The sequence below is a fragment of the Comamonas sp. BIGb0124 genome (genome assembly GCF_003752175.1).
Lineage (GTDB): Bacteria > Pseudomonadota > Gammaproteobacteria > Burkholderiales > Burkholderiaceae_C > Comamonas_F.
Genome location: NZ_RJVF01000011.1, coordinates 253,378 through 274,647, shown reverse-complemented (window position 1 = coordinate 274,647; position 21,270 = coordinate 253,378). Strand labels below are relative to the sequence as shown.

At 68.8% G+C, this 21,270-nt stretch carries 22 protein-coding genes; 15 read left to right on the top strand and 7 right to left on the bottom strand.

Annotated elements, in window-relative coordinates; all coding sequences use genetic code 11:
- Positions 1 to 44 precede the first annotated feature (44 nt).
- Together tgt and EC845_RS13835 are read left to right on the top strand one after the other, a co-directional pair.
- The gene (tgt, locus tag EC845_RS13840) at positions 45 to 1,217 is read left to right on the top strand and encodes a tRNA guanosine(34) transglycosylase Tgt (RefSeq protein ID WP_123298684.1); all 1,173 of its coding nucleotides are present in this window, start codon (positions 45 to 47) and stop codon (positions 1,215 to 1,217) included.
- A gap of 178 nt (positions 1,218 to 1,395) precedes the next feature.
- On the top strand, positions 1,396 to 2,136 hold the full coding sequence (locus tag EC845_RS13835; protein ID WP_123298683.1) for a glycine zipper 2TM domain-containing protein: 741 nt from the start codon (positions 1,396 to 1,398) through the stop codon (positions 2,134 to 2,136).
- 43 nt (positions 2,137 to 2,179) lie between these two features.
- On the opposite strand, the gene EC845_RS13830 is transcribed toward EC845_RS13835, so the two are convergent.
- Entirely contained in the window at positions 2,180 to 3,322 is a 1,143-nt protein-coding gene (locus tag EC845_RS13830) for a DNA alkylation repair protein (RefSeq protein ID WP_123298682.1), read from the bottom strand.
- A gap of 50 nt (positions 3,323 to 3,372) precedes the next feature.
- Between EC845_RS13830 and arfB the strand changes: the two genes are divergently transcribed.
- Positions 3,373 to 3,819: an alternative ribosome rescue aminoacyl-tRNA hydrolase ArfB gene (arfB, locus tag EC845_RS13825; RefSeq protein ID WP_123298681.1), complete on the top strand. Its 447-nt coding sequence runs from the start codon at positions 3,373 to 3,375 to the stop codon at positions 3,817 to 3,819.
- Positions 3,820 to 4,050: 231 nt separating this feature from the next.
- Complete coding sequence (locus EC845_RS13820; protein ID WP_123298680.1) at positions 4,051 to 4,257, top strand: dodecin; 207 nt, start codon at positions 4,051 to 4,053, stop codon at positions 4,255 to 4,257.
- A gap of 119 nt (positions 4,258 to 4,376) precedes the next feature.
- Here EC845_RS13820 and EC845_RS13815 read toward each other — a convergent pair whose 3' ends face one another.
- Both EC845_RS13815 and EC845_RS13810 read right to left on the bottom strand, forming a co-directional pair.
- On the bottom strand, positions 4,377 to 4,559 hold the full coding sequence (locus tag EC845_RS13815; RefSeq protein WP_123298679.1) for a hypothetical protein: 183 nt from the start codon (positions 4,557 to 4,559) through the stop codon (positions 4,377 to 4,379).
- Between the two features lie 422 nt (positions 4,560 to 4,981).
- Positions 4,982 to 6,082: a zinc ribbon domain-containing protein gene (locus EC845_RS13810; protein WP_123298678.1), complete on the bottom strand. Its 1,101-nt coding sequence runs from the start codon at positions 6,080 to 6,082 to the stop codon at positions 4,982 to 4,984.
- Positions 6,083 to 6,276: 194 nt separating this feature from the next.
- Between EC845_RS13810 and EC845_RS13805 the strand changes: the two genes are divergently transcribed.
- Positions 6,277 to 7,701 (top strand): FAD-binding oxidoreductase, encoded by a 1,425-nt coding sequence (locus EC845_RS13805; protein WP_123298677.1) that lies wholly within the window; start codon positions 6,277 to 6,279, stop codon positions 7,699 to 7,701.
- On the opposite strand, the gene EC845_RS13800 is transcribed toward EC845_RS13805, so the two are convergent.
- The gene (locus EC845_RS13800; RefSeq protein WP_123298676.1) at positions 7,691 to 8,785 is read right to left on the bottom strand and encodes a PHB depolymerase family esterase; all 1,095 of its coding nucleotides are present in this window, start codon (positions 8,783 to 8,785) and stop codon (positions 7,691 to 7,693) included. The two genes, EC845_RS13805 and EC845_RS13800, sit on opposite strands and share 11 nt — an antisense overlap.
- Before the next feature lie 145 nt (positions 8,786 to 8,930).
- Here EC845_RS13800 and EC845_RS13795 point away from each other — a divergent pair, with 145 nt between their 5' ends.
- On the top strand, positions 8,931 to 9,635 hold the full coding sequence (locus tag EC845_RS13795) for an alpha/beta fold hydrolase (RefSeq protein ID WP_123298850.1): 705 nt from the start codon (positions 8,931 to 8,933) through the stop codon (positions 9,633 to 9,635).
- Positions 9,636 to 9,665: 30 nt separating this feature from the next.
- Here EC845_RS13795 and crcB read toward each other — a convergent pair whose 3' ends face one another.
- Positions 9,666 to 10,058, bottom strand: coding sequence for a fluoride efflux transporter CrcB (gene crcB / locus EC845_RS13790; RefSeq protein WP_199739802.1), 393 nt, complete (start codon positions 10,056 to 10,058; stop codon positions 9,666 to 9,668).
- Positions 10,059 to 10,101: 43 nt separating this feature from the next.
- A complete protein-coding gene (locus EC845_RS13785) occupies positions 10,102 to 10,812 on the bottom strand; it encodes a Crp/Fnr family transcriptional regulator (RefSeq protein ID WP_123298675.1) in 711 nt (236 codons plus the stop codon).
- Positions 10,813 to 10,893: 81 nt separating this feature from the next.
- Here EC845_RS13785 and EC845_RS13780 point away from each other — a divergent pair, with 81 nt between their 5' ends.
- Together EC845_RS13780 and EC845_RS13775 are read left to right on the top strand one after the other, a co-directional pair.
- Entirely contained in the window at positions 10,894 to 12,570 is a 1,677-nt protein-coding gene (locus tag EC845_RS13780) for an adenylate/guanylate cyclase domain-containing protein (protein ID WP_123298674.1), read from the top strand.
- Positions 12,571 to 12,688: 118 nt separating this feature from the next.
- A complete protein-coding gene (locus EC845_RS13775) occupies positions 12,689 to 13,141 on the top strand; it encodes a DoxX family protein (RefSeq protein ID WP_123298673.1) in 453 nt (150 codons plus the stop codon).
- A gap of 40 nt (positions 13,142 to 13,181) precedes the next feature.
- Here the strand turns inward: EC845_RS13775 and EC845_RS13770 are convergent, their stop codons facing one another.
- Positions 13,182 to 14,876 carry a long-chain-fatty-acid--CoA ligase gene (locus tag EC845_RS13770; RefSeq protein WP_123298672.1) on the bottom strand — a complete coding sequence of 565 codons (1,695 nt, stop codon included), beginning with the start codon at positions 14,874 to 14,876 and terminating at the stop codon, positions 13,182 to 13,184.
- 204 nt (positions 14,877 to 15,080) lie between these two features.
- Between EC845_RS13770 and EC845_RS13765 the strand changes: the two genes are divergently transcribed.
- The 7 genes from EC845_RS13765 to EC845_RS13735 all read left to right on the top strand — a co-directional run bounded on the left by EC845_RS13765 (position 15,081) and on the right by EC845_RS13735 (position 21,267).
- The gene (locus tag EC845_RS13765; RefSeq protein ID WP_123298671.1) at positions 15,081 to 16,145 is read left to right on the top strand and encodes a LacI family DNA-binding transcriptional regulator; all 1,065 of its coding nucleotides are present in this window, start codon (positions 15,081 to 15,083) and stop codon (positions 16,143 to 16,145) included.
- 203 nt (positions 16,146 to 16,348) lie between these two features.
- Positions 16,349 to 17,020 (top strand): amino acid ABC transporter permease, encoded by a 672-nt coding sequence (locus EC845_RS13760; protein ID WP_123298670.1) that lies wholly within the window; start codon positions 16,349 to 16,351, stop codon positions 17,018 to 17,020.
- Positions 17,021 to 17,047: 27 nt separating this feature from the next.
- Positions 17,048 to 17,701, top strand: a complete 654-nt coding sequence (locus EC845_RS13755) for an amino acid ABC transporter permease (RefSeq protein WP_123298848.1) — start codon at positions 17,048 to 17,050, stop codon at positions 17,699 to 17,701.
- A 68-nt stretch (positions 17,702 to 17,769) separates the two neighbouring features.
- Positions 17,770 to 18,573: a transporter substrate-binding domain-containing protein gene (locus EC845_RS13750; RefSeq protein ID WP_123298669.1), complete on the top strand. Its 804-nt coding sequence runs from the start codon at positions 17,770 to 17,772 to the stop codon at positions 18,571 to 18,573.
- Between the two features lie 61 nt (positions 18,574 to 18,634).
- Complete coding sequence (locus tag EC845_RS13745; protein ID WP_123298668.1) at positions 18,635 to 19,393, top strand: amino acid ABC transporter ATP-binding protein; 759 nt, start codon at positions 18,635 to 18,637, stop codon at positions 19,391 to 19,393.
- A gap of 37 nt (positions 19,394 to 19,430) precedes the next feature.
- The gene (locus EC845_RS13740) at positions 19,431 to 20,240 is read left to right on the top strand and encodes a sugar phosphate isomerase/epimerase (RefSeq protein WP_123298667.1); all 810 of its coding nucleotides are present in this window, start codon (positions 19,431 to 19,433) and stop codon (positions 20,238 to 20,240) included.
- A gap of 13 nt (positions 20,241 to 20,253) precedes the next feature.
- Complete coding sequence (locus tag EC845_RS13735; protein WP_123298666.1) at positions 20,254 to 21,267, top strand: sugar kinase; 1,014 nt, start codon at positions 20,254 to 20,256, stop codon at positions 21,265 to 21,267.
- Positions 21,268 to 21,270: the final 3 nt, after the last annotated feature.

Below are 21,270 nucleotides of genomic sequence, written 5' to 3'. Positions count from 1 at the left end.
CGGGCGGCCGGCCGGCCCGCCACAGAACTACCGCCCGGATTCCCATGCTGAAATTCGACCTGCTCAAGACCGACCCGTCCAGCCACGCCCGCCGCGGCACCCTCACGCTCAACCACGGCGTGGTTCAGACCCCCATCTTCATGCCCGTCGGCACCTACGGCACCGTCAAGGGCGTCATGCCGCGCAGCCTGCACGAAATGGGCGCCCAGATCATCCTGGGCAACACCTTCCACCTGTGGATGCGCCCCGGCCTGGACATCATGAAGAGCTTCGGCGGCCTGCACGCCTTCGAGAAATGGGACAAGCCCATCCTGACCGACTCCGGCGGCTTCCAGGTCTGGAGCCTGGGCGCGATGCGCAAGATCACCGAAGAAGGCGTGCACTTCTCCAGCCCGGTCAACGGCGACAAGCTGTTCATGTCGCCCGAGGTCAGCATGCAGATCCAGACCGTCCTGAACTCCGACATCGTGATGCAGCTCGACGAGTGCACCCCCTACGAGACCAAGGGCCACCTCACCACCGAGGCCGAAGCCCGCAAGTCCATGGAGATGAGCCTGCGCTGGGCGCGCCGCAGCCAGGACGAGTTCCACCGTCTGCAGAACCCCAATGCCCTATTCGGCATCGTGCAGGGCGGCATGTTCAAGAACCTGCGGCAGGAATCGCTCGAGCGCCTGGTCGAGATGGATTTCCCGGGCTACGCCGTCGGCGGCGTGTCGGTCGGCGAACCCAAGGACGAGATGCTCGACATCATGGCCCACACCCCGCATCGCCTGCCCGCGCACAAGCCCCGCTACCTCATGGGCGTCGGCACGCCGGAAGACCTGGTGCAGGGCGTGGCCGAGGGCGTCGACATGTTCGACTGCGTGATGCCCACCCGCAACGCGCGCAACGGCACCCTCTTCACGCGCTACGGCGACCTCAAGCTGCGCAACGCACGCCACAAGGCCGATCCCCAGCCCATCGACACCACCTGCACCTGCCATGCCTGCGCCGGCGCATCGGGCGTGAGCTGGGACGACGGCGGGCGCGAGGGTTTCTCGCGCGCCTACCTGCACCATCTCGACCGCTGCGGCGAGATGCTGGGCCCCATGCTCACCACCGTCCACAACCTGCACTACTACCTCAACCTGATGCGCGAAGTCCGCGAATCGCTCGAAGCCGGGCAATTCGGGGCATTCCGCCTGCGTTTTGCCGCAGACCGGGCGCGCGGCGTGTAAGACCGGCCTTCGTCGCGCCGCCAGCCCTGTGGCTCAGCCGTCACATCGGCCGCCCGGCCGCCGTATCGACTCGGTAAAGATAGGGAACCCGTCCGCGGCAACGGCATCAAAATGGCAGATCGTCACCAGACCCGCCCACAGGGGACGGCGCCTGCCGTGCGTCACCGAGGTGTTCACCATGAGCATGAATCGTCCATCCTTCTCTCTCCTTGCCCAGGCCAGCCGGCCCTGGCACCGCCAGGCCCTCCTGGTCACATTGGCCGCATGCGGCGCACTGAGCGCCGGCTTGGTCCAGGCCCAGGACCAACCCGTCGGACGCGTGCTGTCCACCTCGCCGGTCGTCCAGCAGGTGGCTCTGCCCAGCCAGGTCTGCAGCCCCGAGCGTTACGTCAGCCGCGAGCCGAGCTCGGGTGCCGGCGCCATCGTGGGGGCCATCGCGGGCGGTCTGCTCGGTAACACGGTCGGCCATGGTTCGGGCCGTGTCGCGGCCACCATGGCCGGTGTGGTGGGTGGCGCGATGGTGGGCAACCGGGTCGAAGGCAACGGCGGCACCCGCGTGCAGGATGTCGACCGCTGCTACAACGAGACCCGCTACGAGGAACGCACCGTGGCCTACAAGGTGGTCTACGAATACGCCGGCCGCCAGTACCAGACCCAGCTCGCCTACGACCCGGGCGAATACATCCCGCTGCAGGTCAGTCCGGCCGGCTCGGTCGCCACCACCGGCGGCACCTACCCGGCCGGCACCACCACCGTCACGACCACCAGCACCGTGCGCCGGGGCCCGCCGGTCTACATCGACGCCTCGCCGCCGCCTGTGACGGTCTACATGTCGCCCGGCTACTACCACCCCGGCCCCCCCGGCTGGGGTCCGCGCTACCACGACCGCTACAACGACCGCTGGGGCGGCGGCTGGTAAGCGGCCGGCCGGCAGAGACTGGCGCCTCGATCGGCCCCGGCTCTCAGACCGTCAGGTCGAAAGCCGCCTGCGCCACGCACTGGCCGTTGATCAGCCACTCGACGCCGTGGCGGCCGGCATAGTGGGTGCGTGTGGTGTAGGCCTTGAAAAGCTGGCGCCGCGTCAGCGTCACCCGCTCCCCCGGAGCCAGGTCCACCGTCTTGAGCTTGAACACCTTGCGTGAGGGCGCATCCGCCCGGCGCCTGTACAGCACGGCATAGTCCACCACCAGGCGTTGTGGCGCACTGCCTGCGGCTGCCGTCGACTCCAGCGTCAGGGACAGGCCCAGGTGCTCGCCCAGCGCCAGGTGCGAGGGCGTCGCCTCGGCCGCCGCCACACGGACTTGCGGCGCCGGATGGGCCCCCAGCAGTGCCAGCGCCCGCGCGTCGCCGCGCTTGACGAGCGTGCGCAGGCCACGCCGGATGATCCAGTCGGTGCGGTTGGTGCGCGGATCCGACACGCTGCGCTCCCCCACCGCCCACTCCTGCAGCCAGGCCAGCAGATAGTCCTCGTGGTCCTTGGCGATGTCGTTGAGATGGTTGGCCACCGACTTGCGCACATACAGGCTGTCGTCGGCCCGCAGATTGTCGAGCAGCGCCCGGGTCGGGCCCGGATCGGCCACCAGCGCCTCGAGCCGGAACGACCACGGCAGGCGCGGGCGGCTGCCTTCGCTGGCCAGACGCCGCACGTGTTCGTCTCCGTCGCTCGACCAGTCCAGCATGAAACGCATGCCGCGCGCCAGGTCTTGCCGCAGGAAAGGCCGCACGCCGAACTCCGACGAGCCGTAGACCGTGAAATCCCGCAGGGCCTGCATGGACGCCTCGAAATCGTCGAGCCCGTAACGCGCCACATACTCGGGCAGCACCAGGGTCACGAACCGGTTGTTGATGCGCGGTGCCAGGGCCCGCAGCACATCGAGCCGGCTTCGGTAGGCGGCGGGCGGCAGGCTGGCATGCAGCGCCTCGCCGACCCGACGCAGACGCTGCATCAGCGACAGCGCGTCGAGATCGTGTGTGGTGAGATGCAGAAAGGTCTGCGCATCGAAGTCCGTGCTCACGGCGGCGGTCTCTTCCGCCAGATGCCGCATGCGGGCGGTGTCGAAGATATGCCGCAGTTCGGGCGCGGCGGAGTCGGTTTCTGCAGTCATGTCGAAGCACCGGGGTGGCGCGAGTGGCGAGTCATCTGCACAATCCTGCCATGAGCGACTCTCCCCCGTCATCCCGTTTCTTGCTTTTGCATCTCGATGCACTGCGCGTGCTGCCCGAAGATGTGACCTGGACCGCCATTCGTGCCCAGGGCGCCGGCGGGCAGAACGTCAACAAGGTTTCGAACGCCATCCACCTGCGGTTCGACATCTCGGCCAGCCGCTTGCCCGACGACGTCAAGCAACGCCTGCTGGCCGTGCGCGACCAGCGCATCACCGCGCAGGGCGTGGTGGTGATCAAGGCCCAGAGCAGCCGCAGCCTCGAATCCAATCGCACCGAGGCCCTGGCGCGTCTGCAGACGCTGGTCGACAGCGTGGCAGCCGTGCCCACCGTGCGCAAGCCCACCCGGCCCACCCGGGGGTCGCAGCAGCGCCGGCTGCAGGGCAAATCCCTGCGCGGCGACGTCAAGCGCGCGCGTTCGCGCGTCCAGCCGGATTGAAGACCGGCGCCCTGTAGGCCGGACCCCCGGCCTACCGGTAAAAAAGGCGCAAACACGCGCACAGGGCCTGCCGGCGGTTGGCAGGGTCCGCGTGCTCCCGCATGATGAGACGGACGGGCTCGACCGGCGCGGCACACCGCCAGACCCGGTCCGAAAAGGCCATCGCAAGGCCATGGGCCCGCGCGATCCCGAAGGGATCTTTGTTTCGATCACATCCTCAGGAGCAACGACATGAGCAGCCACACCTACAAGACCATCGAACTGACCGGCTCGTCCACCGTGGGTACGGACGACGCGGTCAAGAACGCCATCGAAAAAGCGTCCGAGACCGTGCGCAACCTGCAGTGGTTCCAGGTCACCGAGACCCGCGGCCACATCGAAGACGGCCGCATTGCCCATTGGCAGGTCACCATCAAGGCCGGTTTCACGCTGGAATAAGGCCCCGCGCCCAGGCTTCGGGCGCCTCCCAAGCAAAAGACCGCGGCCAGCCCCTTTGGGCTGGCCGCGGTCTTGCGGGCGTCGTTCAGCCGGCCCGTGCAGGCCGGCTGCCTCGGCAATCAGGCGACGTAGCTGTCGAGCAACAGTTGAGCCTGTGCCGCACGGCGCAGGTCGTAGGCGTAGGCAGGGGTACGGCCGGCATAACGCTCGGCGTTTTCCATGAGCCGCTGGGCTTGCGTGGGCTCGCCCGTCCGAGTCGACGAGGCGGTGGTACTGATCCGGTTCCAGATGGTGTTGAACATGATGGGATTCCTTTGGAGGGTGGCGCCGAGCGCCTATTTATTCATTCGCCCTTCGTGACCCGACGCCTTCGTTGGCTGCGTCGGGCCCCGCATCAACCGATGCAGGAGGGCATGGACTGAAGGATAAGTCCACCCTCTCGAAACCCAAGGGTTTACCCTATGCTCTTTGTGCATGGGCTCTGCCGGTGCCCGACATGGCATCCCGCCGAGAGGCGTGCGGCTGCAACCTCGCCGGCTGGCGCTGGCCCTGGGCAGGCCCCGGGAAGACCCCTCCGTGGACGAGGGCCTCGTCGCCTCGACAGGCGGAATCCGGGTTTTTTCGGCCCCCATGCCGGCAAGGGCGAAGCTGTGGCCCGAGGGCAACGCCCCCGACCGGAATCTGCTCCGGGACCCGCCACATGCCCGGCGACCGCGACGCGGCCCTAGGCCGCCGGCGCGGCCGCTGCCGTTTCGGCCCTTTCGCCAGCAGCCGTCTCGCGCCCGGTCGAGCCCGGCGCTGCGCAGCCGCAAGCCTGGCAATAAGCGGCAAACGTGCTCTTGCGGGCCGCGCAGGCCGTGCAGCGATCGAACAGTCCCATGCCGCAGTGCGGGCAGAAATCGGTGCGGCCGTCCTTGAGGTCGACCGAGCGCTCGCAACCCGGGCACACGCCCTTGGCCAGCCGGGCCTGCGCCTTGTCGTAGTCGAGCGCCTCGCGCCGCTGGGCATCGGGCATGCGTTCGGCCTGCCGCTGGCGTTGCATGTAGCGGTTGAGCGCCACGATGGCCTGGCGTCCGATCGCCACCGTGAGCACGATGCCGACGACCGAGCGCACATAACCGCCGTAGCTGGGCAGATATGGCACCAGCTCGACAAAGAACGTGAAGCCGGCGAACAGGATGAAGCCCCAGACGAAGGGCCAATAGGTGCTGCGGCGCTTGCGCACGAAAAGCCAGGCCGCCAGGCCCAGCAGGGGCAAGGTCAGCGCCAGGCGGTACAGAAAGACCCTCAGCTCGGCGCTCCGCCGGGCGGTCAGCCAGCGCGCATCGGCGGCCTCGGTTTCAGTGGCCAGGCTGCGCTGTGCGGCCGCCATCGCCTGCCGGGTGTCGAGCGCCTCCTGGCGCAGGGCCTGGACTTGCTGGCTGCGCGTGCGCTCCTCGGATTGCAGCGCATCCAGCGCACGCGTGCGTTCGATCAGTGCCGTGTCCTGGCTGGGCTGTGCGGTGGCCTCGCGGGTGGCGATCCAGGCGGCGAAACTCTGCCGGGCGGACTGCGTCGCCTGCTGGGCGGCACGCAACTGCAGCTCGGCCTGCTCGCGCCGGTCGTCGATCCGTTGCTGGGCCAGCTCGCCTTCGTCGAGGGTCCGCTTCAGCGGCGCGGCCACGGCCGGGTCCAGGAAATCGTCTCGCAGCACGGGCTCCTCGACCCGTGGCAGATCGCCCACCACCGCGCTGCCCAGGCCGATCAGAAACGAGGCAAACACCAACGCCACCAGCCACAGGCCCCGACGGAACCACTTCTCCGACCACCGCAAGGATTTGCTCATGAATGCCGTCTCCTGTTGCAGGCCGCCGCGGGCCCGTTGTGTCCGATCTTACGTGCTGCGTGCAACCCGGCACGGCGCAGACCCGGGCACGTGAACCGTTCGGTCGGCTCTACAATGGCCGCGACTTTTACGGCGTCCCGCAGTGGCCCGCGCTTCCCTGCCCGCTGCCGCGCACGCCCCCTGGAGACTCCCTCATGAATGCCCCCTCCTCCCTCGACAGCCTGGTGCCCGACGTGCAACCGCGCGAGGTCCCCGATGTCCTGATCGACGCCCTGAAGACCGTGTTCGGCGACCGCTGCAGCACCGCCCGAGCCGTGCGCGAACAGCACGGCCGCGACGAGTCCTCGTTCGACGTCCCGCCCCCCGCCGCCGTGGTGTATGCCGAGAGCACGGCCGACGTCTCGCGGCTCGTGCAGCTGGCCGGCCAGCATGCCGTGCCCGTCATTCCGTACGGCGCGGGTTCGTCCATCGAAGGCCAGCTACTGGCCGTGCAGGGCGGCATCAGCCTGGATCTCAGCCGCATGGACCAGGTGCTGTCGGTCAACCCCGAAGACCTGACGGTGACGGTGCAACCCGGCGTCACGCGCCGCCAGCTCAACGACGTGCTCAAGAGCGATGGTTTCTTTTTCCCGATCGATCCCGGCGCCGACGCCAGCATCGGCGGCATGGCCTCGACCCGGGCCTCGGGCACCAACGCCGTGCGCTACGGCACGATGCGCGAAAACGTGCTGGCGCTCGAAGTGGTGGCGGCCAGCGGCGAAGTCATCCGCACCGGTACACGCGCCAAGAAGTCGAGCGCCGGCTACGACCTCACACGCCTGATCGTCGGCGCCGAGGGCACACTGGGCGTGATCACCGAGATCACGCTGCGCATCCATCCGCTGCCCGAAGCCGTCTCGGCCGCCATCTGCTCGTTTCCGTCGCTCGACGCGGCCGTGCAGACCACGATCCAGACCATTCAGCTGGGCGTGCCCATCGCGCGCTGCGAACTGCTGGATGCCAACACGGTGCGGCTGGTGAACCGGCATTCGCACACCGAACTGCCCGAATCGCCCATGCTGCTGATGGAGTTCCACGGCTCGCCCACGGCCGTCAAGGAACAGGCCGAGCTGGTGCAGGAACTGGCCACCGATCTCGGCGGCAACGACTTCGCCTGGGCCACCACGCCCGAAGAACGCACCCGCCTGTGGACTGCGCGGCACAACGCGTATTTCGCGGGTGTGCAGTCGATCCCCGGTGCCCGCGCCGTGACCACCGATGTGTGCGTGCCCATCTCGCGGCTCGCCGATTCACTGGGCGCGGCCATCGACGACGCCAATGCCAGCGGCATCCCGTACTTCATGGTCGGCCATGTGGGCGACGGCAACTTCCACATGGGCTACCTGATCGATCCTGCGGATCCCGCCCAGCGCGAAGGCGCCGAGCGCCTCAACCAGACCCTGGTCGAGCGGGCCATCGCCATGGGCGGAACCTGCACGGGCGAGCACGGCATCGGACTGCACAAGATGCGATTCCTGGCCACCGAAACGGGCGAAGGCTCGGTCGCGATGATGCGGGCCATCAAGCAGGCGCTCGACCCCAAGAACATCCTCAATCCGGGCAAGATCTTCAGTCTGTGACGGGCCGTGCGCGGGCAAACTGACGCCGCGCGAAGGCGACGATGAGACGGCTCGCATCCGGTCCGGCCGGGTCGCTGTAGGGCCGGTCCGCCGCCCCTCCGCTCCAGGCGTGGCCCAGCGTGTCGATCTCGCACAGCGTGACGGCCGCACGGCCGGCCAGGCGGTAGTCGGTGACGTGCATGGCATGGCGCTTGCCCCGCTGCACGGTTCGCGGCAAACCGGGCAAGGCACCCATCGCATGGGCCCAGGCCTGGGCCGCCGCACGGCCGTTCGAGGCCGCCACCACGCCGTCGCGCCGGCCCTGCAGCACCAGCAAGGGCGGCAGCCGTCCGGCAGCGCCTGGAGCAACATGGCCAGCCTGCAGCACGGGCTGGCGGCGGCCCTGCATGGCCGCCAGTGCCGTGGCCTGCGACTGCGCGGCACCCGGTGCCACGCCCGAATGCATGGCCACCGCCCGGAACCGGCCGGGCGCACGCTCGGCCATCAGAGCGGCCATGCCCGCGCCGGCAGACAATCCCGCCAACGCCACACGGTCCGGGTCGCATCCCGGTTGCGCAGCGACCTGCTCGATCATCGCCAGCAGGGTCTGCGCCTCGGCCTGTGCCCGGCCCGTCCGCACCCCATACCAGTTCCAGCAGCCTTGAGGATGGGCCAGGCGATCCTGCTCGGGCAACAGCAGCATCCAGTCCTGCTGATCGGCCAGCCTGTCCATGCGGCTCACGGCCGCCAGCTCGGCCGCCGACTGCCGGCAGCCGTGCAGCATCACCAGCAAAGGCACGGCCTGCCCGGCCAGCCCCGCAGGCCGGTACAGCCGATAGCGCCGCGCACCGGCCGCGCCCACGGTCACGCCCTCGGACCAGGTGCCCCGGGCTTTCACCGGCGGGCGGACCGCTGCGGTCCGGCCAGCCGGAGCGGGCGCAGGCGCCCGTGCCGGACGGCGCGCCGCGGGACGGGCAGGCGGTGCCGCTTTCTTGAGCGCCCGGGCGCCGGCCTTGCCGGCACGGGCCACGGCGCGCCCCATGGCCTGCAGACTGCGCTGGTAAGCGCGCAGCAGGGTCGAGGGGGAAGCGCGTCGGCGTGCCATGCCGCACAGTATGGCCCGGCATTGCGCCGCACGCCTGCACATTCCGTGCAACCGCTCCAGAATGCACGGTTGTGCCGCCGGCCGTTGTGCCCAGGCGACCCTACACCGGTCTTTCCCGTTCCTCATCTCCTTGCCTGTCATTGCCATGTCTTCTGCTCAACCCCTGATCCTGGTGCCCGGCCTGCTGTGCGATGCCCTGCTGTGGCACCACCAGGTCACCGGACTGGCCGGCCGCGCCAGTTGCTGGGTGCCCGACCACACCCGCCACGACAGCATCGCCGCCATCGCCAGCGCCATCCTGCAGGAATCGCCCTTCCCCCGGTTTGCCCTGGCCGGCCTGTCGATGGGCGGCTACATCGCCCTGGAAATCGTGCGCCAGGCGCCCGAACGCGTGCAGCGCCTGGCATTGCTCGACACCACGGCCGCCCCCGACTCGGAGGAGGCCGGCGACATCCGCCGCGCCCAGATGGCGCTGTGGCGCGAAAAGGGGGCGGACGCCGTGGTCGAGGCCACCCTGCCACGCGCCGTGCGCGCCTCGGCCCAGGGCGATGCCGGGCTGCGGGCGACCATCGCCACCATGGCCCTCGACACCGGCTACGACGGCTTCGTGCGCCAGCAGACCGCCATCATGACCCGCATCGACAGCCGGCCCGGCCTGGCGGCCATCGCCTGCCCCACGCTGGTGCTGTGCGGCCGCGAAGACGTGCTGACCCCGCCCCTGGCCCACGCCAGCATGGCGCGCGCCATCCCCGGTTCGACCCTGGTGCAGGTGCCCGATGCCGGCCACCTGAGCACGCTGGAACAGCCCGAGGCCGTCACCCAGGCCCTGGCCGAATGGCTGCAGCGCTGAGCCCCTCGCAACCCCACTCTGCGGTGTGACTCAGGCCGCGGGTCCCGCGAGCCACCAGCCCAGCGCCACCAGCGCCAGCCCGAGCACCACGCTGCCCAGCACATAGGCGGCGGCCAGGCCCCACTGCCCGCCCTTGAGCAGCATCACGGTCTCGAGGCCGAACGACGAAAAAGTGGTGTAGCCGCCCAGCACGCCCGTGACCAGGAAGAGCCTCAGTTCGGGCGAGAGCGCGGCGTGCTTGTCGGCCATGCCGGCGACCAGGCCGATCAACAGGGAGCCCAGCAGATTGACGGCAAACGTACCCAGCGGAAACCGGCTGCCCCAGGCGGCTGCGGCGTGCGCCGTCATGGCCGTGCCCATCGCATAACGCAGCACCGAGCCGAGCGCACCGCCGACCGCAACAGACAGGATAGGGGTCATCATGGCCGCCATGATAGTGCCAGCCGGCCGCCGCCGCGCCGGGGCTTCAACCGCCTGAGCGCACCTCGTCGACCAGGCGCTGCAGCCGCGCCACATCGCAGACGATCAGGCGGCGTCCCTGCTTGTCGAGCAGCCCCGCACGCTGCAAGGCACCGAGCTCGCGCGTGACCTGCTCGCGATTGGTGCTGATGAGGCTTGCCAGTTCGGCGTGATGCGGCGCCGGGTCGATGACCGCTTGGTTGTCGGCCACCCCGGCCTCGCGGGCGAGCCGCAGCAGCTCGCCGTGCAGCCGGTTCTGCACGGCCAGGGTGCTGAGTTCGACGACCCGCTCCGACAGCTGGCGCACCAGCGACGCCAGCCGCTGCATGACACGCCTCGCCACCCGCGGTTCGTCGTCGAGCAGTTGCAGGAAATGCGGCCGCTCGAGGCCCGCCAGCACGCTGTCCTCGAGCGTGACGATGTCGACCGAGCGCTGCAGTCCATCGAGCGCAGCCAGTTCGCCGAAGTAGTCTCCCGCCTGCAGATCGCGAAACGTCACCTGGCGGCCGTTGCTGCCGTAAGTGGTCACTCGGACCCGGCCGGCCGCCAGGAAAAACACATCGCCGCGGTCGGCCTGGCGCGCCAGCACCGGCTGGCCGGCCCCGACATGGCGCCAGTGGCACTGCAGCGCCAGTGCATCCAGACGTGCGGCGGACAGCCCCTCCAGAAGAGCGACGCGGCGCAGGGCCAGGCTGGAGCGGACGGGCGGCAGGTTCATGGACAAACACTCGGGCGGTTGGAAGAAAACGGGAGCACGCCCGCCTTGCGGGTATCCTCAGGCGCGAATGTACCCGACCCCATGACAGCCCCAGCCCGACTCTCCTGGATCCCCACCCGCCGCGACTGGCGCTGGTACAGCGGCCTGGTGCTGCTGGCCTATGTGCTGCTGCACCTGCTCAACCATGCCATGGGCCTGGTCTCGCTCGACGCGGCCGAAGCCATGCTGCGCGTCGTCCACCGAGGCTGGCGCAGTCCTGTCGGCACAGTGCTGCTGTACGGCGCCGCCTCCGTGCACGTCGCCCTGGCCTTCTACGGCCTGTGGGAGCGGCGCACGCTGAGCATGCCGGCCATCGAGGCCTGCCGCCTGCTGCTGGGCTTCGCCATGCCGCTGCTGCTGATCGGCCACGTCACCAGCACCCGCTGGGCGCTCGAGAGCTTTGGCCTGGATGCCTCGTACACGCGGCTGGTCGCCGGTCTCTGGTCGCCGGGCGACGCCGCGCTGCAGCTCGGACTGATGACGGCGGCCTGGGTCCACGGCTGCATCGGCCTGCACCTGGCCCTGCGGCGGCACGCGGCATGGCGCCGCATCCGATGGGCCTGGACCCTGGCGATGGTGCTGGTGCCGCTGCTGGCCGCACTGGGTTTCCTGGCCATGGGCCGCGAGATCGTCTGGACCGGCGCCGTGGCCCTGCACAGCCCGACGGCCGAACAATCGGCGATCAATGCCGGCCGCACCGCCGATGCCCGGCTGGCCTATTTGCTGGCGGTGGTCGCCGTGCTGCTGGCCCGCCTGCTGCGCACCGGTCCGTGGGTCAGCGCCCGCACGCTCACCCTCGACTATGGCTCGCGGCGCATCCGCGTGCCGCAGGGCTGGACCGTGCTCGAGGCCAGCCGCGCCCACGGCGTGCCCCATCTGTCGCTGTGCGGCGGACGCGCCCGCTGCTCGACCTGCCGGGTGCGGGTGCACGGCCCGGCAGCCCACCTGCCGCCGGCCGGCGTGGACGAGCGGCGCACCCTGCGCCGGGTGGCGGCGCCGGACGATGTCCGCCTGGCCTGCCAGTTGCGTCCCGAAGGCGATCTGCGCGTGACACCGCTGTTCACGGCCTCGGTCGAGCCCGCCACCGCCAGCCATCTCGGCCACGAACGCGAGGTCGCCATCCTGTTCGTCGACCTGCGCCGCTGGTCCAACCTGTCCGACGGCCAGTGGCCGGTGGACCTGGTCTACGTGCTCGACCGCTACTTCGCCCTGGTCGGCGCCGCGGTGCGGGAACAGGGCGGTGTGCCCAACCAGTTCATCGGCGACAGCGTGATGGCCATCTTCGGTTTGGACGGCACGCTGCCGCAGGCCTGCCGGCAGGCCCTGCGTGCCGCCGCGCTCATCGAGCAGCGCATGGATGCCTGGCGCGACGAGTTCGGTCTTCAGTTCGGGCATGTCCTGGATTTCGGCATGGGCCTGCACGCCGGCTCGGCGGCCGTGGGCGAGGTCGGCTACCTGGACACCACCACCTTCACCGCCGTGGGCGAGGTGGTCAACACCGCCAGCCGGCTGCAGGACCACAGCAAGGCGGCGTCCGCGCGCCTGGTGGTGTCCCACAAGGCCATGCGCACGGCCGGCATCTACTCCGCACCGGGGCCGTCGCAGCGCCTCTCCGTGCGGGGGCGCGACCGGCCGCTCGACGTCTACGCCATCGCCCACCCCGCGCAACTGCCACCCGAATGGCTGCGCGACGGGGCAGCGGTCGACCGCCGGGCCTGACCGCGCGGGCCCGGCCCGCCGTCCGGTGTGCGCTAGCGCACAGACAGCGGCCGGCCGGTCTGGAACACTGCAGCGCCTGCCCGTTTCCGGGCTTTTTCCCAACCGACAGGACCGACTTGTGACCCCATCCACCCTCTCCAACGAGCCCCGCCTCATCGTGCCCGCGCTGGCCCCCGCCTACAACGGCCTGCATGACGTGGCCTACACCCTGCTGCGCGTGATCGCCGGCGTGCTGCTGGCCACGCATGGCTGGACCAAGATCCAGGATCCGATGAGCCTCGTGGGCATGGTCGAAGGCCTGGGCTTCTACCCCGGCTTCATCTGGGCCCCGCTGCTCGCCGGTACCGAATTCTTCGGCGGCATCCTGCTGGCCATCGGCCTGCTGACCCGTCCGGCCGCACTGGCCTCCAGCATCGTCCTGCTGGTCACGGTCTACTTCCACTGGATCGTCAAGAGCCAGGGCCTGGCCGGCGCCGAGAAATCCATCCTCTGGCTGGCCATGACCTTCCTGATCCTGGTGCGCGGCTCGGGCCGCTACGCCGTCGACCGCCTGATCGGCCGCGTGTTCTGAGCATCCTCCGGCAACGGCCGCCGTGCAGACGGCCGGCCGTTCAGCCTGCGGCCGCTTCGCGCAGTTCGCGCCGCAGGATCTTGCCCACGGGCGTCTTCGGCAGTTCCTGCCGGAACTCGATGACACGCGGGCACTTGTAGGCCGTCAGGTTGGCCTTGCAATGCTGGCGGATGGTCTCCTCGTCGAGACCGGCATCCTTGCGCACCACCACCAGCTTGACCACTTCACCGGTCTTGTCGTCGGGCACGCCCACGGCCGCGCATTCCGCGACACCCGGCAGCAGGGCCACCACGTCCTCCACCTCGTTGGGATAGACGTTGAAGCCGCTGACCAGGATCATGTCCTTCTTGCGGTCGATGATGCGGAAAAAACCGCGTTCGTCCATGATGCCGATGTCGCCGCTGCGGAAATAACCGTCGGCGGTCATCGCCTTGGCGGTTTCGTCGGGACGCTGCCAGTAGCCGGCCATCACCTGCGGCCCCTTGATGACGATCTCGCCGGGCTGGCCCAGCGGCACCTCGCGCCCCTCGTCGTCCACGCACTTCATGTCGGTGCTGGGCAGCGGCACGCCGATGGTGCCGGTATAGGCCGTGTTGGTCACCGGATTGCAGCTCGCCGAAGGACTGGTCTCGGACAGACCGTAGCCCTCGCAGATCGGGCAGCCCGTCCGCTCCAGCCAGCGCTGCGCCACCGCCCCCTGGACGGCCATGCCGCCGCCCACCGAGACCTTGAGGTGGCTCCAGTCGACGGTCTCGAAATCGGCATGGTTGAGCAAGCCGTTGAAGAGCGTGTTGACGGCCGGAAAGCTGTGGAAGGTGTGGCGCGACAGCTCCTTGAGCGTGCCGGCCAGATCGCGCGGGTTGGGGATGAGGATGTTCTTGCCCCCGGTGCGCATGCACATCATCATGTTCACCGTGAAGGCGAAGATGTGATACAGCGGCAGTGCGCATACGCTGGTCGGCTGTTCGGTGGACGGCACCTTGCGCATGGCCGGTTCGTTCCAGGCCTCGGACTGCAGCACGTTGGCGATGACGTTGCGATGCAGCAGAACGGCCCCCTTGCTCACCCCGGTGGTGCCGCCCGTGTATTGCAGCAGCGCCACGTCGTCCGAGCCGATGTCGGGTTGCTGCATCCGGCCGTCGAGCAGGCTTCGCGACCCCTGCGCCAGCGCTTCGTTGAAGCGCACGGCCTGCGGCAGCTCGTAGGCTGGCACCAGCTTCTTGACCTTGCGCACGACGTAGTTCACCACGTGGCCCTTGAGCCAGCCCAGCCGATCGCCCATGCTGCAAAGCACCACATGGCGCACCGGCGTGGCACGCAGGCAGCGTTCGAGCGTCGCGGCGAAGTTCTCGACGATGACGATGGCCTTGGCGCCCGAATCCCGGAGCTGATGCTCGAGCTCGCGTGCGGTGTACAGCGGGTTGACGTTGACCACCACCAGGCCGGCACGCAGCACCGCCGCCACGGCGACCGGATACTGCGGCACATTGGGCATCATCAGCGCCACGCGATCGCCCTTGCTCAGACCCAGGCTCTGCAGGTAGGCACCGAGCGCCTGGCTCTGCGCGTCGACTTCCCGGAAGGTCACGTCTCGACCCATGTAGCTGTAGGCGACACGGTCGCTGAAACGCTGGAAACTTTCCGCCATCAACTCCACCAGCGAGCGGTACTGCGAGGCATCGATCTCGACCGGTACGCTGGGCGGGTAGGCATCGAGCCAGGGGCGGCTGCTCATGTCGGGTACTCCTAGATTCTTCATTGGACATTGTGAAACTGCCGGGGTGCACGGGCCATCCTGTGTAACCCGGTGTCGCCCAGGCGGCAGGACTGGGCCGACATTGTTGTCGTCCGAGCTCACCACAGCCGGCACACACCGACTAACATGCGCACTGAAACTGGTTTCAGCCAGCCCCCGATACGGCGCAGACCGCAGCAAGCCATGCATCCTCTTCCTCCCTCCCCCGGCGACGTCCTCCCGCAGACAAGAGGCCGAGCCACCATCGCCGACGTGGCTCGCCATGCCGGCGTTTCCAAGGCCACCGTCTCGCGTTTCCTCAACCGGCGAGACGACCTGCTCACGCGCGACATCGCCGCGCGTGTCGAACAGGCCATCGCCGAACTGGCCTACAAGCCCAGCGCCATGGCCCAGGGACTCAAGCACGGCCGCACGCGCCTGGTCGGGCTGGTGGTGGCCGACATCACCAATCCGTTTTCCATCGCGGTCCTGCGCGGCGCCGAAAAGGCCTGCCAGGAAGCCGGCTACCTGCTGGTGCTCTTCAACCTGGGCAACGAAGCCGGCCGCGAACAAGCGGCCATGCAGGCGCTCAGCGCCTACCAGGTCGACGGCCTCATCCTCAACCGGGTCGACGCCAGCGTGCAGAGCTGGCGCGACGATGCCCTGCACGGCAAACCCGTGGTCCTGGTCGACCGCCGCCACCCGGGGCTGAACGCCGACTTCATTTCCATCGACAACCGGCAGGCCGTCTCGCTGGGCCTCGATCACCTGCGGCAAGCCGGCTACACCGACTTCCTGCTGGTCACCGAACCCTATGGCCATGTCAGCTCGCGTGCCGAACGTGCCTCGGCCTATGCGGATGTGCTGGCCGACGTGCCCGCGGCACGGCGACAGGTGTTCGAGAGCACGGCCGATCACGAGGGCCCCCAGGCTCTGGCCGACGCGCTGCGGGCCCTGCGCCGGCGCGCCGGTGCACGCCCGGCCGCCATTCTTTCGGGCAATGCGGTGACCACGCTGCGTGTGGCCGCGGCGATGGCGCAACTGGGCTGGTCCTTCGGCCGCGAGCTCGGCTTCGTCGGATTCGACGAGACCGAGTGGGCTGCGCTGATCGGCACCGGGCTGACCACCATCGCCCAGCCGACCGACGATCTGGGCAGCCGGGCCGCACGCTGCCTGATCGAAAGACTCGGCGGGCTGCAGTCGCCTGCCCGCCACATCGAGTTACCAGGGAGCCTCATCGTTCGCGGCTCGTCGCAACCCCTCGCCTGAGCCCTCTTCCCAGGAGATCGGCCCGGGACAACCCTGAAACCTCGGGTTTCTACTAGTACCCTCCCGGTAACTCGTCAGTAGACTGCGAAGCTCTCTGAAACCGGTTTCAGACGCATCTGGCGACCTGCCCTCCGGCACGCCGACCGTGCGTCTGCAGCCCCGACCGGCGGCCTGCCTCCGGTCTGTCCCGAGCTCCGAGCGCGATGAACTACACGTTTCAATTCGGCGATGTCTTTGCGGCCTGGCCTCTGCTTCTGCAGGGCACCTGGGTCACCATCCAGCTGTCGTTTTCCGCCATGGCCATCGGCCTGGCGCTGGCCATCCTGTGCGCCTGGGGCAAGACCTCGGGCCCGGCGCCGCTGCGTTTTGCAATCAACACCTACATCGAGCTGATCCGCAACACGCCTTTCCTGGTCCAGCTGTTCTTCTTCTTTTTCGCACTGCCGGCCATCGGCCTGCGCTGGTCGCCCCAGACCGCCGCCCTGACCGCCATGGTGGTCAACCTGGGCGCCTACGCCACGGAGATCATCCGGGCCGGCATCGAATCGATTCCCAAGGGCCAGATCGAGGCCGGCCTGGCGCTCAACCTCAAGCGCTGGGAGATCTTCCGTTTCGTCATCCTCAAGCCCGCGCTCAAGGCCATCTACCCCGCGCTGTGCAGCCAGTTCATCCTGCTGATGCTGAGCTCGGCCGTGGTCTCGGTGATCTCGGCCGACGACCTCACCTCGGTGGCCGCCAACCTGCAGTCCCAGACCTTCCGCAGCTTTGAAATCTACATCGTGGTCGCCGTGGTGTACCTGGCCCTGTCGATGGCCTTCTCGGGCCTGTTCAAGCTGATCTATCAGTGGGGCCTGAACTACCCCGACCGCCGCTGAACCCCTGCCTGAAGGAGAAAAAACATGATGCGCACCTTCGGCTGGCCCGAATTCCTCTTCATTCTCGAAGCCGCGAAATGGACGATCGCACTGTCGGCCATCGCTTTTGCCGGCGGCTCCATCGTCGGCCTGATGGTGGCGCTCGCCCGCACCGCCGAGTCCCGTGTGCTGCAGTTCGCGGCCACCGTCTTCACCCAGATCTTCCAGGGCACGCCGCTGCTGCTGCAATTGTTCCTGGTGTTCTTCGGCGCCCCGATCCTCGGGCTGGACATCAACCCCTGGCTGGCCGCGGCTGCCGCGCTCATCCTCAACAGCGGCGCGTTCCTCGGCGAGATCTGGCGCGGCTGCATCCAGGCCGTGCCGCGCGGCCAGCTCGAGGCCGCACAGGCGCTCAGCCTCTCGTACTACTGGCGCATGCGCGACGTGGTCCTGCCCCAGGCCATGAAGATCGCCGTGGCGCCGACCGTGGGCTACCTGGTGCAGATCATCAAGGGCACCTCGCTCGCGGCCATCATCGGCTTCACCGAAATCACGCGTGCCGGCCAGATCATCAACAACGCCACCTTCCAGCCGCTGGTGGTGTTCGGTGTCGTCGCCGCGATCTATTTCGTGCTGTGCTGGCCGCTGTCCCTGCTGGCAGCCCGCATGGAGCGCCGGCAGGCCGCCGCCCTGGCACGCTGACCGCCCTCCCCCGCTTTTTTCCGCCGCAGTAAATCCTCACCATCCCATCCAACAGACTGGAGACTGACATGGACCGCAATTTCTCTCGCCGCGCCTTCAACGGCGCGCTGGCCGCCACCGCCCTGGGCTCGCTGTCGCTGTTTGCCGGCGCCGCCGGCGCGCAGACCGTCGAAGAACTGAAGAAAAAAGGCAAGCTGACGGTGGGCATGCTGGTCGATTTCCCGCCCTACGGCATCACCAACACCCAGAACCTGCCCGACGGCTACGACGCCGACGTCGCCAAGCTGCTGGCCAAGGACCTGGGCGTGCCGGTCGACATCGTGCCCGTCACCGGTCCCAATCGCATCCCCTTCCTGCTGACCAACAAGGTCGACATGCTGATCGCCTCGCTGGCCATCACGCCCGAGCGCGCCAAGCAGGTCCTGTTCTCCAAGCCCTACTCGGCCGCCTCCATCGTGCTGTACGGCCCGACCAAGACCAGCATCAAGGGTCCCGAAGACCTCAAGACCCTGCGCGTGGGCGTGGCCCGTGCCAGCACCCAGGACGTCGCCGTGACCAAGATCGCACCGGAAGGCACGCAGATCCGCCGCTTCGACGACGACGCATCGGCCATGCAGGCCCTGCTGTCGGGTCAGGTCGATGCCATCGGCTGCTCGGTCACCGTGGCGGCGCAGATCGCCAAGCGCGTGCCCGCCGGCACCTACGAAAACAAGTTCCAGCTGGTTCAGCAGAACATGGCCGTTGCCCTGCGCCCCGGCCAGGACGAACTGGTGCAGGCCGTCAACGCCTTCGTGGAACGCAACACCGCCAACGGCGAGCTCAACAAGCTCTACCGCAAATGGCTGGAATCCGACCTGCCCAAGCTGAACTGACCCGAAGAACCGTACGGGAGGCGCCCACCGGCCTCCCCCCAATGAGACCGCCGGAGTTTCCATGACGAGCACATCCCCCGACCAACCCATCATTCGCCTCGAAGGCGTCGAGAAATGGTATGGCAGCTTCAAGGTGCTGACCGACATCAACCTCGACGTCCGGGCCGGCGAGCGCATCGTCGTCTGCGGCCCGTCGGGCTCCGGCAAGTCCACGCTCATCCGCTGCATCAACCGGCTCGAGACCGTGCAGAAGGGCCGCATCACCGTCGACGGCACCGACCTCACGGCCGGCGGCTCCAACGTCGACACCGTCCGCCAGGAAGTGGGCATGGTGTTCCAGCAGTTCAACCTGTTTCCGCACCTGACCATCCTCGAGAACTGCACGCTGGCGCCCATGCGCTCGCGCGGCCTCAAGAAGGCCGAGGCCGAGGAACTGGCCATGAAGTACCTCAAGCGCGTGCGCATCCCCGAACAGGCCGGCAAATACCCGGCCCAGCTCTCGGGCGGCCAGCAGCAGCGCGTGGCCATCGCCCGCGCCCTGTGCATGACGCCCAAGATCATGCTGTTCGACGAACCCACTTCGGCGCTCGACCCGGAAATGGTCAAGGAAGTGCTGGACACCATGATCGGCCTGGCCGAGGACGGCATGACCATGCTGTGCGTCACCCACGAAATGGGCTTTGCCCGCAGCGTGGCCGACCGCGTGATCTTCATGGCCGAAGGCCAGATCATCGAGCAAGGTCCGCCGGCCGAATTCTTCGGCAATCCCCGCCACCCCAAGACCCAGGCCTTCCTCGGCCAGATCCTGACCAACCATTGATCGCAGCGCGGGCCCGCATGCGGTCCGCGTCCCCGCCATGTCCCACTCGTCGCACACGCCGGCTCCGGTTCTGATTTCCCTGACCTCGTTCGGCGCCGCCGAAGTCGGCCGTCACGGCCAGCTCTGGTTTGCCCGGCTCAGTGTCGAGGCCGGTGCCGACGGCGTCGAAGTCCGCGGCGAGCTGCTGCGCGATGCCGCGCGCGAGCTGCCCGAGCTCGCGGCCTGGAGTCAAGGCACGGACCGCATCCGCGTCTACTCCAGCCCCGATCCCCTGTGGCTGCCGAACGGCGAACTGCACACCGCCGCGCTGGCCGAAGGCCTGGCACGCGCCCAGACGCTGCGCGCGCCCCGCCTCAAAATGGCCATCGGCGACTTTGCCGCCCAGGGCACGCAGGAAGCGGCCCGGGACTTTGCCGCACTGGCCGGCCGGCTCGACGGCAGCGGCGTGGAACTGCTCATCGAAAACGACCAGACCGTGCGCGCAGGCACGCTGGACGCGCTGCAGCGCTTCTTCGCCCTGGCCGACCAATCGCACCTGCACCTGCCCATGACCTTCGACATGGGCAACTGGCACTACCAGGGCGAATGCCCGCTGCTGGCGGCTCGTGCGTTCGGCGCCCGCGTGGCCTATGTGCATGCCAAGGGCGTTCAGCGCCTGCCCGCCAAATGGGTGGCCGTGCCGCTGCTCGAATCGGCGGCCCCCTGGCGCAGCGTGCTGCGCAGTCTGCCCACCGGCGTGCCGCGCGCCATCGAATACCCCCTGGCGGGCGACGACCTGCTGGCCGTCACCCGCCAAGAAATCCAGTGCCTGCGCGACGCCACGGCGCAGTGCATCGCCCACCCCTGATCTTCCGCCCACCATGTCCGTCACCTCCCTCACGCCTGCCGCTCCGCCCTCCGCTCACAGCGCCGGTGGCGCCTCGCCCGATGTGGTCCTGTTCGGCGAAGCCATGGTGCTGCTGATCGCCGACCGACCCGGTCCGCTGGAAGACGCGCAGGCGTTCACCAAACGCATCGCCGGCGCCGAGATCAACGTCGCCATCGGTCTCTCCCGTCTGGGTTTCCGGGTCGGCTGGGCCAGCCGCCTGGGCGACGATTCGATGGGCCGCTACCTGCTCGCCGAAATGCGCAGCGAAGGCGTGGACTGCAGCCGGGTCGTGAGCGATGCCACGCAACGCACCGGCTTCCAGTTCAAGGGCCGCGTCACCGACGGCAGCGATCCCCAGGTCGAATACCACCGCAAGGGCTCGGCCGCCAGCCAGTTCGAGCCCGGCCAGATCGACGAGCCCTGGCTGGCCTCGGCCCGCCACCTGCATGCCACCGGCGTCTTCGCGGCGATCTCGGCCACCAGCCTCGCGACCGCCCGGCGCACCCTGGACGTCGCACGCGCCGCCGGCCGCACCATCTCGTTCGACCCCAATCTGCGCCCCTCCCTGTGGTCCTCGACCGAGGCGATGCGCGAGGCCATCAACGGCCTCGCCGCACAGGCGGACTGGGTGCTGCCCGGCCTGGCCGAAGGCGAATTGCTCACCGGCCGGACCACGCCCGAAGGCGTGGCCCGTTTCTATCTCGACCAGGGCGCCAAACTGGTGGTCGTCAAGCTGGGTGCCGACGGTGCCTACTTCGAAGGCACGCACCAGGGCCTGGCCGTGGCCGGTTATGCACCCGGCTTCCCGGTGCAGCAGGTGATCGACACCGTGGGCGCAGGCGACGGCTTTGCCGTGGGCGTCATCAGCGCCCTGCTCGAAGACCGCAGCATCGACGAAGCGGTGCGGCGCGCCTGCTGGATCGGGGCACGTCAAGTGCAGGTCCTGGGCGACTCCGAAGGCCTGCCCACCCGCACCGAGCTGCACGCGCTCGAAGCCACGGCCTGACGC

Bases quoted from the DNA above. Each gene is read 5' to 3' on its own strand.
- EC845_RS13785 (WP_123298675.1), bottom strand. From the start codon at position 10,812: ATGAACCTGCCGCCCGTCCGCTCCAGCCTGGCCCTGCGCCGCGTCGCT.
- EC845_RS13735 (WP_123298666.1), top strand. From the start codon at position 20,254: ATGTCCGTCACCTCCCTCACGCCTGCCGCTCCGCCCTCCGCTCACAGC.
- EC845_RS13740 (WP_123298667.1), top strand. From the start codon at position 19,431: ATGTCCCACTCGTCGCACACGCCGGCTCCGGTTCTGATTTCCCTGACC.
- EC845_RS13805 (WP_123298677.1), top strand. From the start codon at position 6,277: ATGAATGCCCCCTCCTCCCTCGACAGCCTGGTGCCCGACGTGCAACCG.
- EC845_RS13810 (WP_123298678.1), bottom strand. From the start codon at position 6,082: ATGAGCAAATCCTTGCGGTGGTCGGAGAAGTGGTTCCGTCGGGGCCTG.
- crcB (WP_199739802.1), bottom strand. From the start codon at position 10,058: ATGATGACCCCTATCCTGTCTGTTGCGGTCGGCGGTGCGCTCGGCTCG.
- EC845_RS13820 (WP_123298680.1), top strand. From the start codon at position 4,051: ATGAGCAGCCACACCTACAAGACCATCGAACTGACCGGCTCGTCCACC.
- EC845_RS13800 (WP_123298676.1), bottom strand. From the start codon at position 8,785: ATGGCACGCCGACGCGCTTCCCCCTCGACCCTGCTGCGCGCTTACCAG.
- EC845_RS13745 (WP_123298668.1), top strand. From the start codon at position 18,635: ATGACGAGCACATCCCCCGACCAACCCATCATTCGCCTCGAAGGCGTC.
- EC845_RS13760 (WP_123298670.1), top strand. From the start codon at position 16,349: ATGAACTACACGTTTCAATTCGGCGATGTCTTTGCGGCCTGGCCTCTG.
- EC845_RS13765 (WP_123298671.1), top strand. From the start codon at position 15,081: ATGCATCCTCTTCCTCCCTCCCCCGGCGACGTCCTCCCGCAGACAAGA.
- EC845_RS13815 (WP_123298679.1), bottom strand. From the start codon at position 4,559: ATGTTCAACACCATCTGGAACCGGATCAGTACCACCGCCTCGTCGACT.
- EC845_RS13770 (WP_123298672.1), bottom strand. From the start codon at position 14,876: ATGAGCAGCCGCCCCTGGCTCGATGCCTACCCGCCCAGCGTACCGGTC.
- tgt (WP_123298684.1), top strand. From the start codon at position 45: ATGCTGAAATTCGACCTGCTCAAGACCGACCCGTCCAGCCACGCCCGC.
- EC845_RS13755 (WP_123298848.1), top strand. From the start codon at position 17,048: ATGCGCACCTTCGGCTGGCCCGAATTCCTCTTCATTCTCGAAGCCGCG.
- EC845_RS13780 (WP_123298674.1), top strand. From the start codon at position 10,894: ATGACAGCCCCAGCCCGACTCTCCTGGATCCCCACCCGCCGCGACTGG.
- EC845_RS13830 (WP_123298682.1), bottom strand. From the start codon at position 3,322: ATGACTGCAGAAACCGACTCCGCCGCGCCCGAACTGCGGCATATCTTC.
- EC845_RS13835 (WP_123298683.1), top strand. From the start codon at position 1,396: ATGAGCATGAATCGTCCATCCTTCTCTCTCCTTGCCCAGGCCAGCCGG.
- arfB (WP_123298681.1), top strand. From the start codon at position 3,373: ATGAGCGACTCTCCCCCGTCATCCCGTTTCTTGCTTTTGCATCTCGAT.
- EC845_RS13795 (WP_123298850.1), top strand. From the start codon at position 8,931: ATGTCTTCTGCTCAACCCCTGATCCTGGTGCCCGGCCTGCTGTGCGAT.
- EC845_RS13750 (WP_123298669.1), top strand. From the start codon at position 17,770: ATGGACCGCAATTTCTCTCGCCGCGCCTTCAACGGCGCGCTGGCCGCC.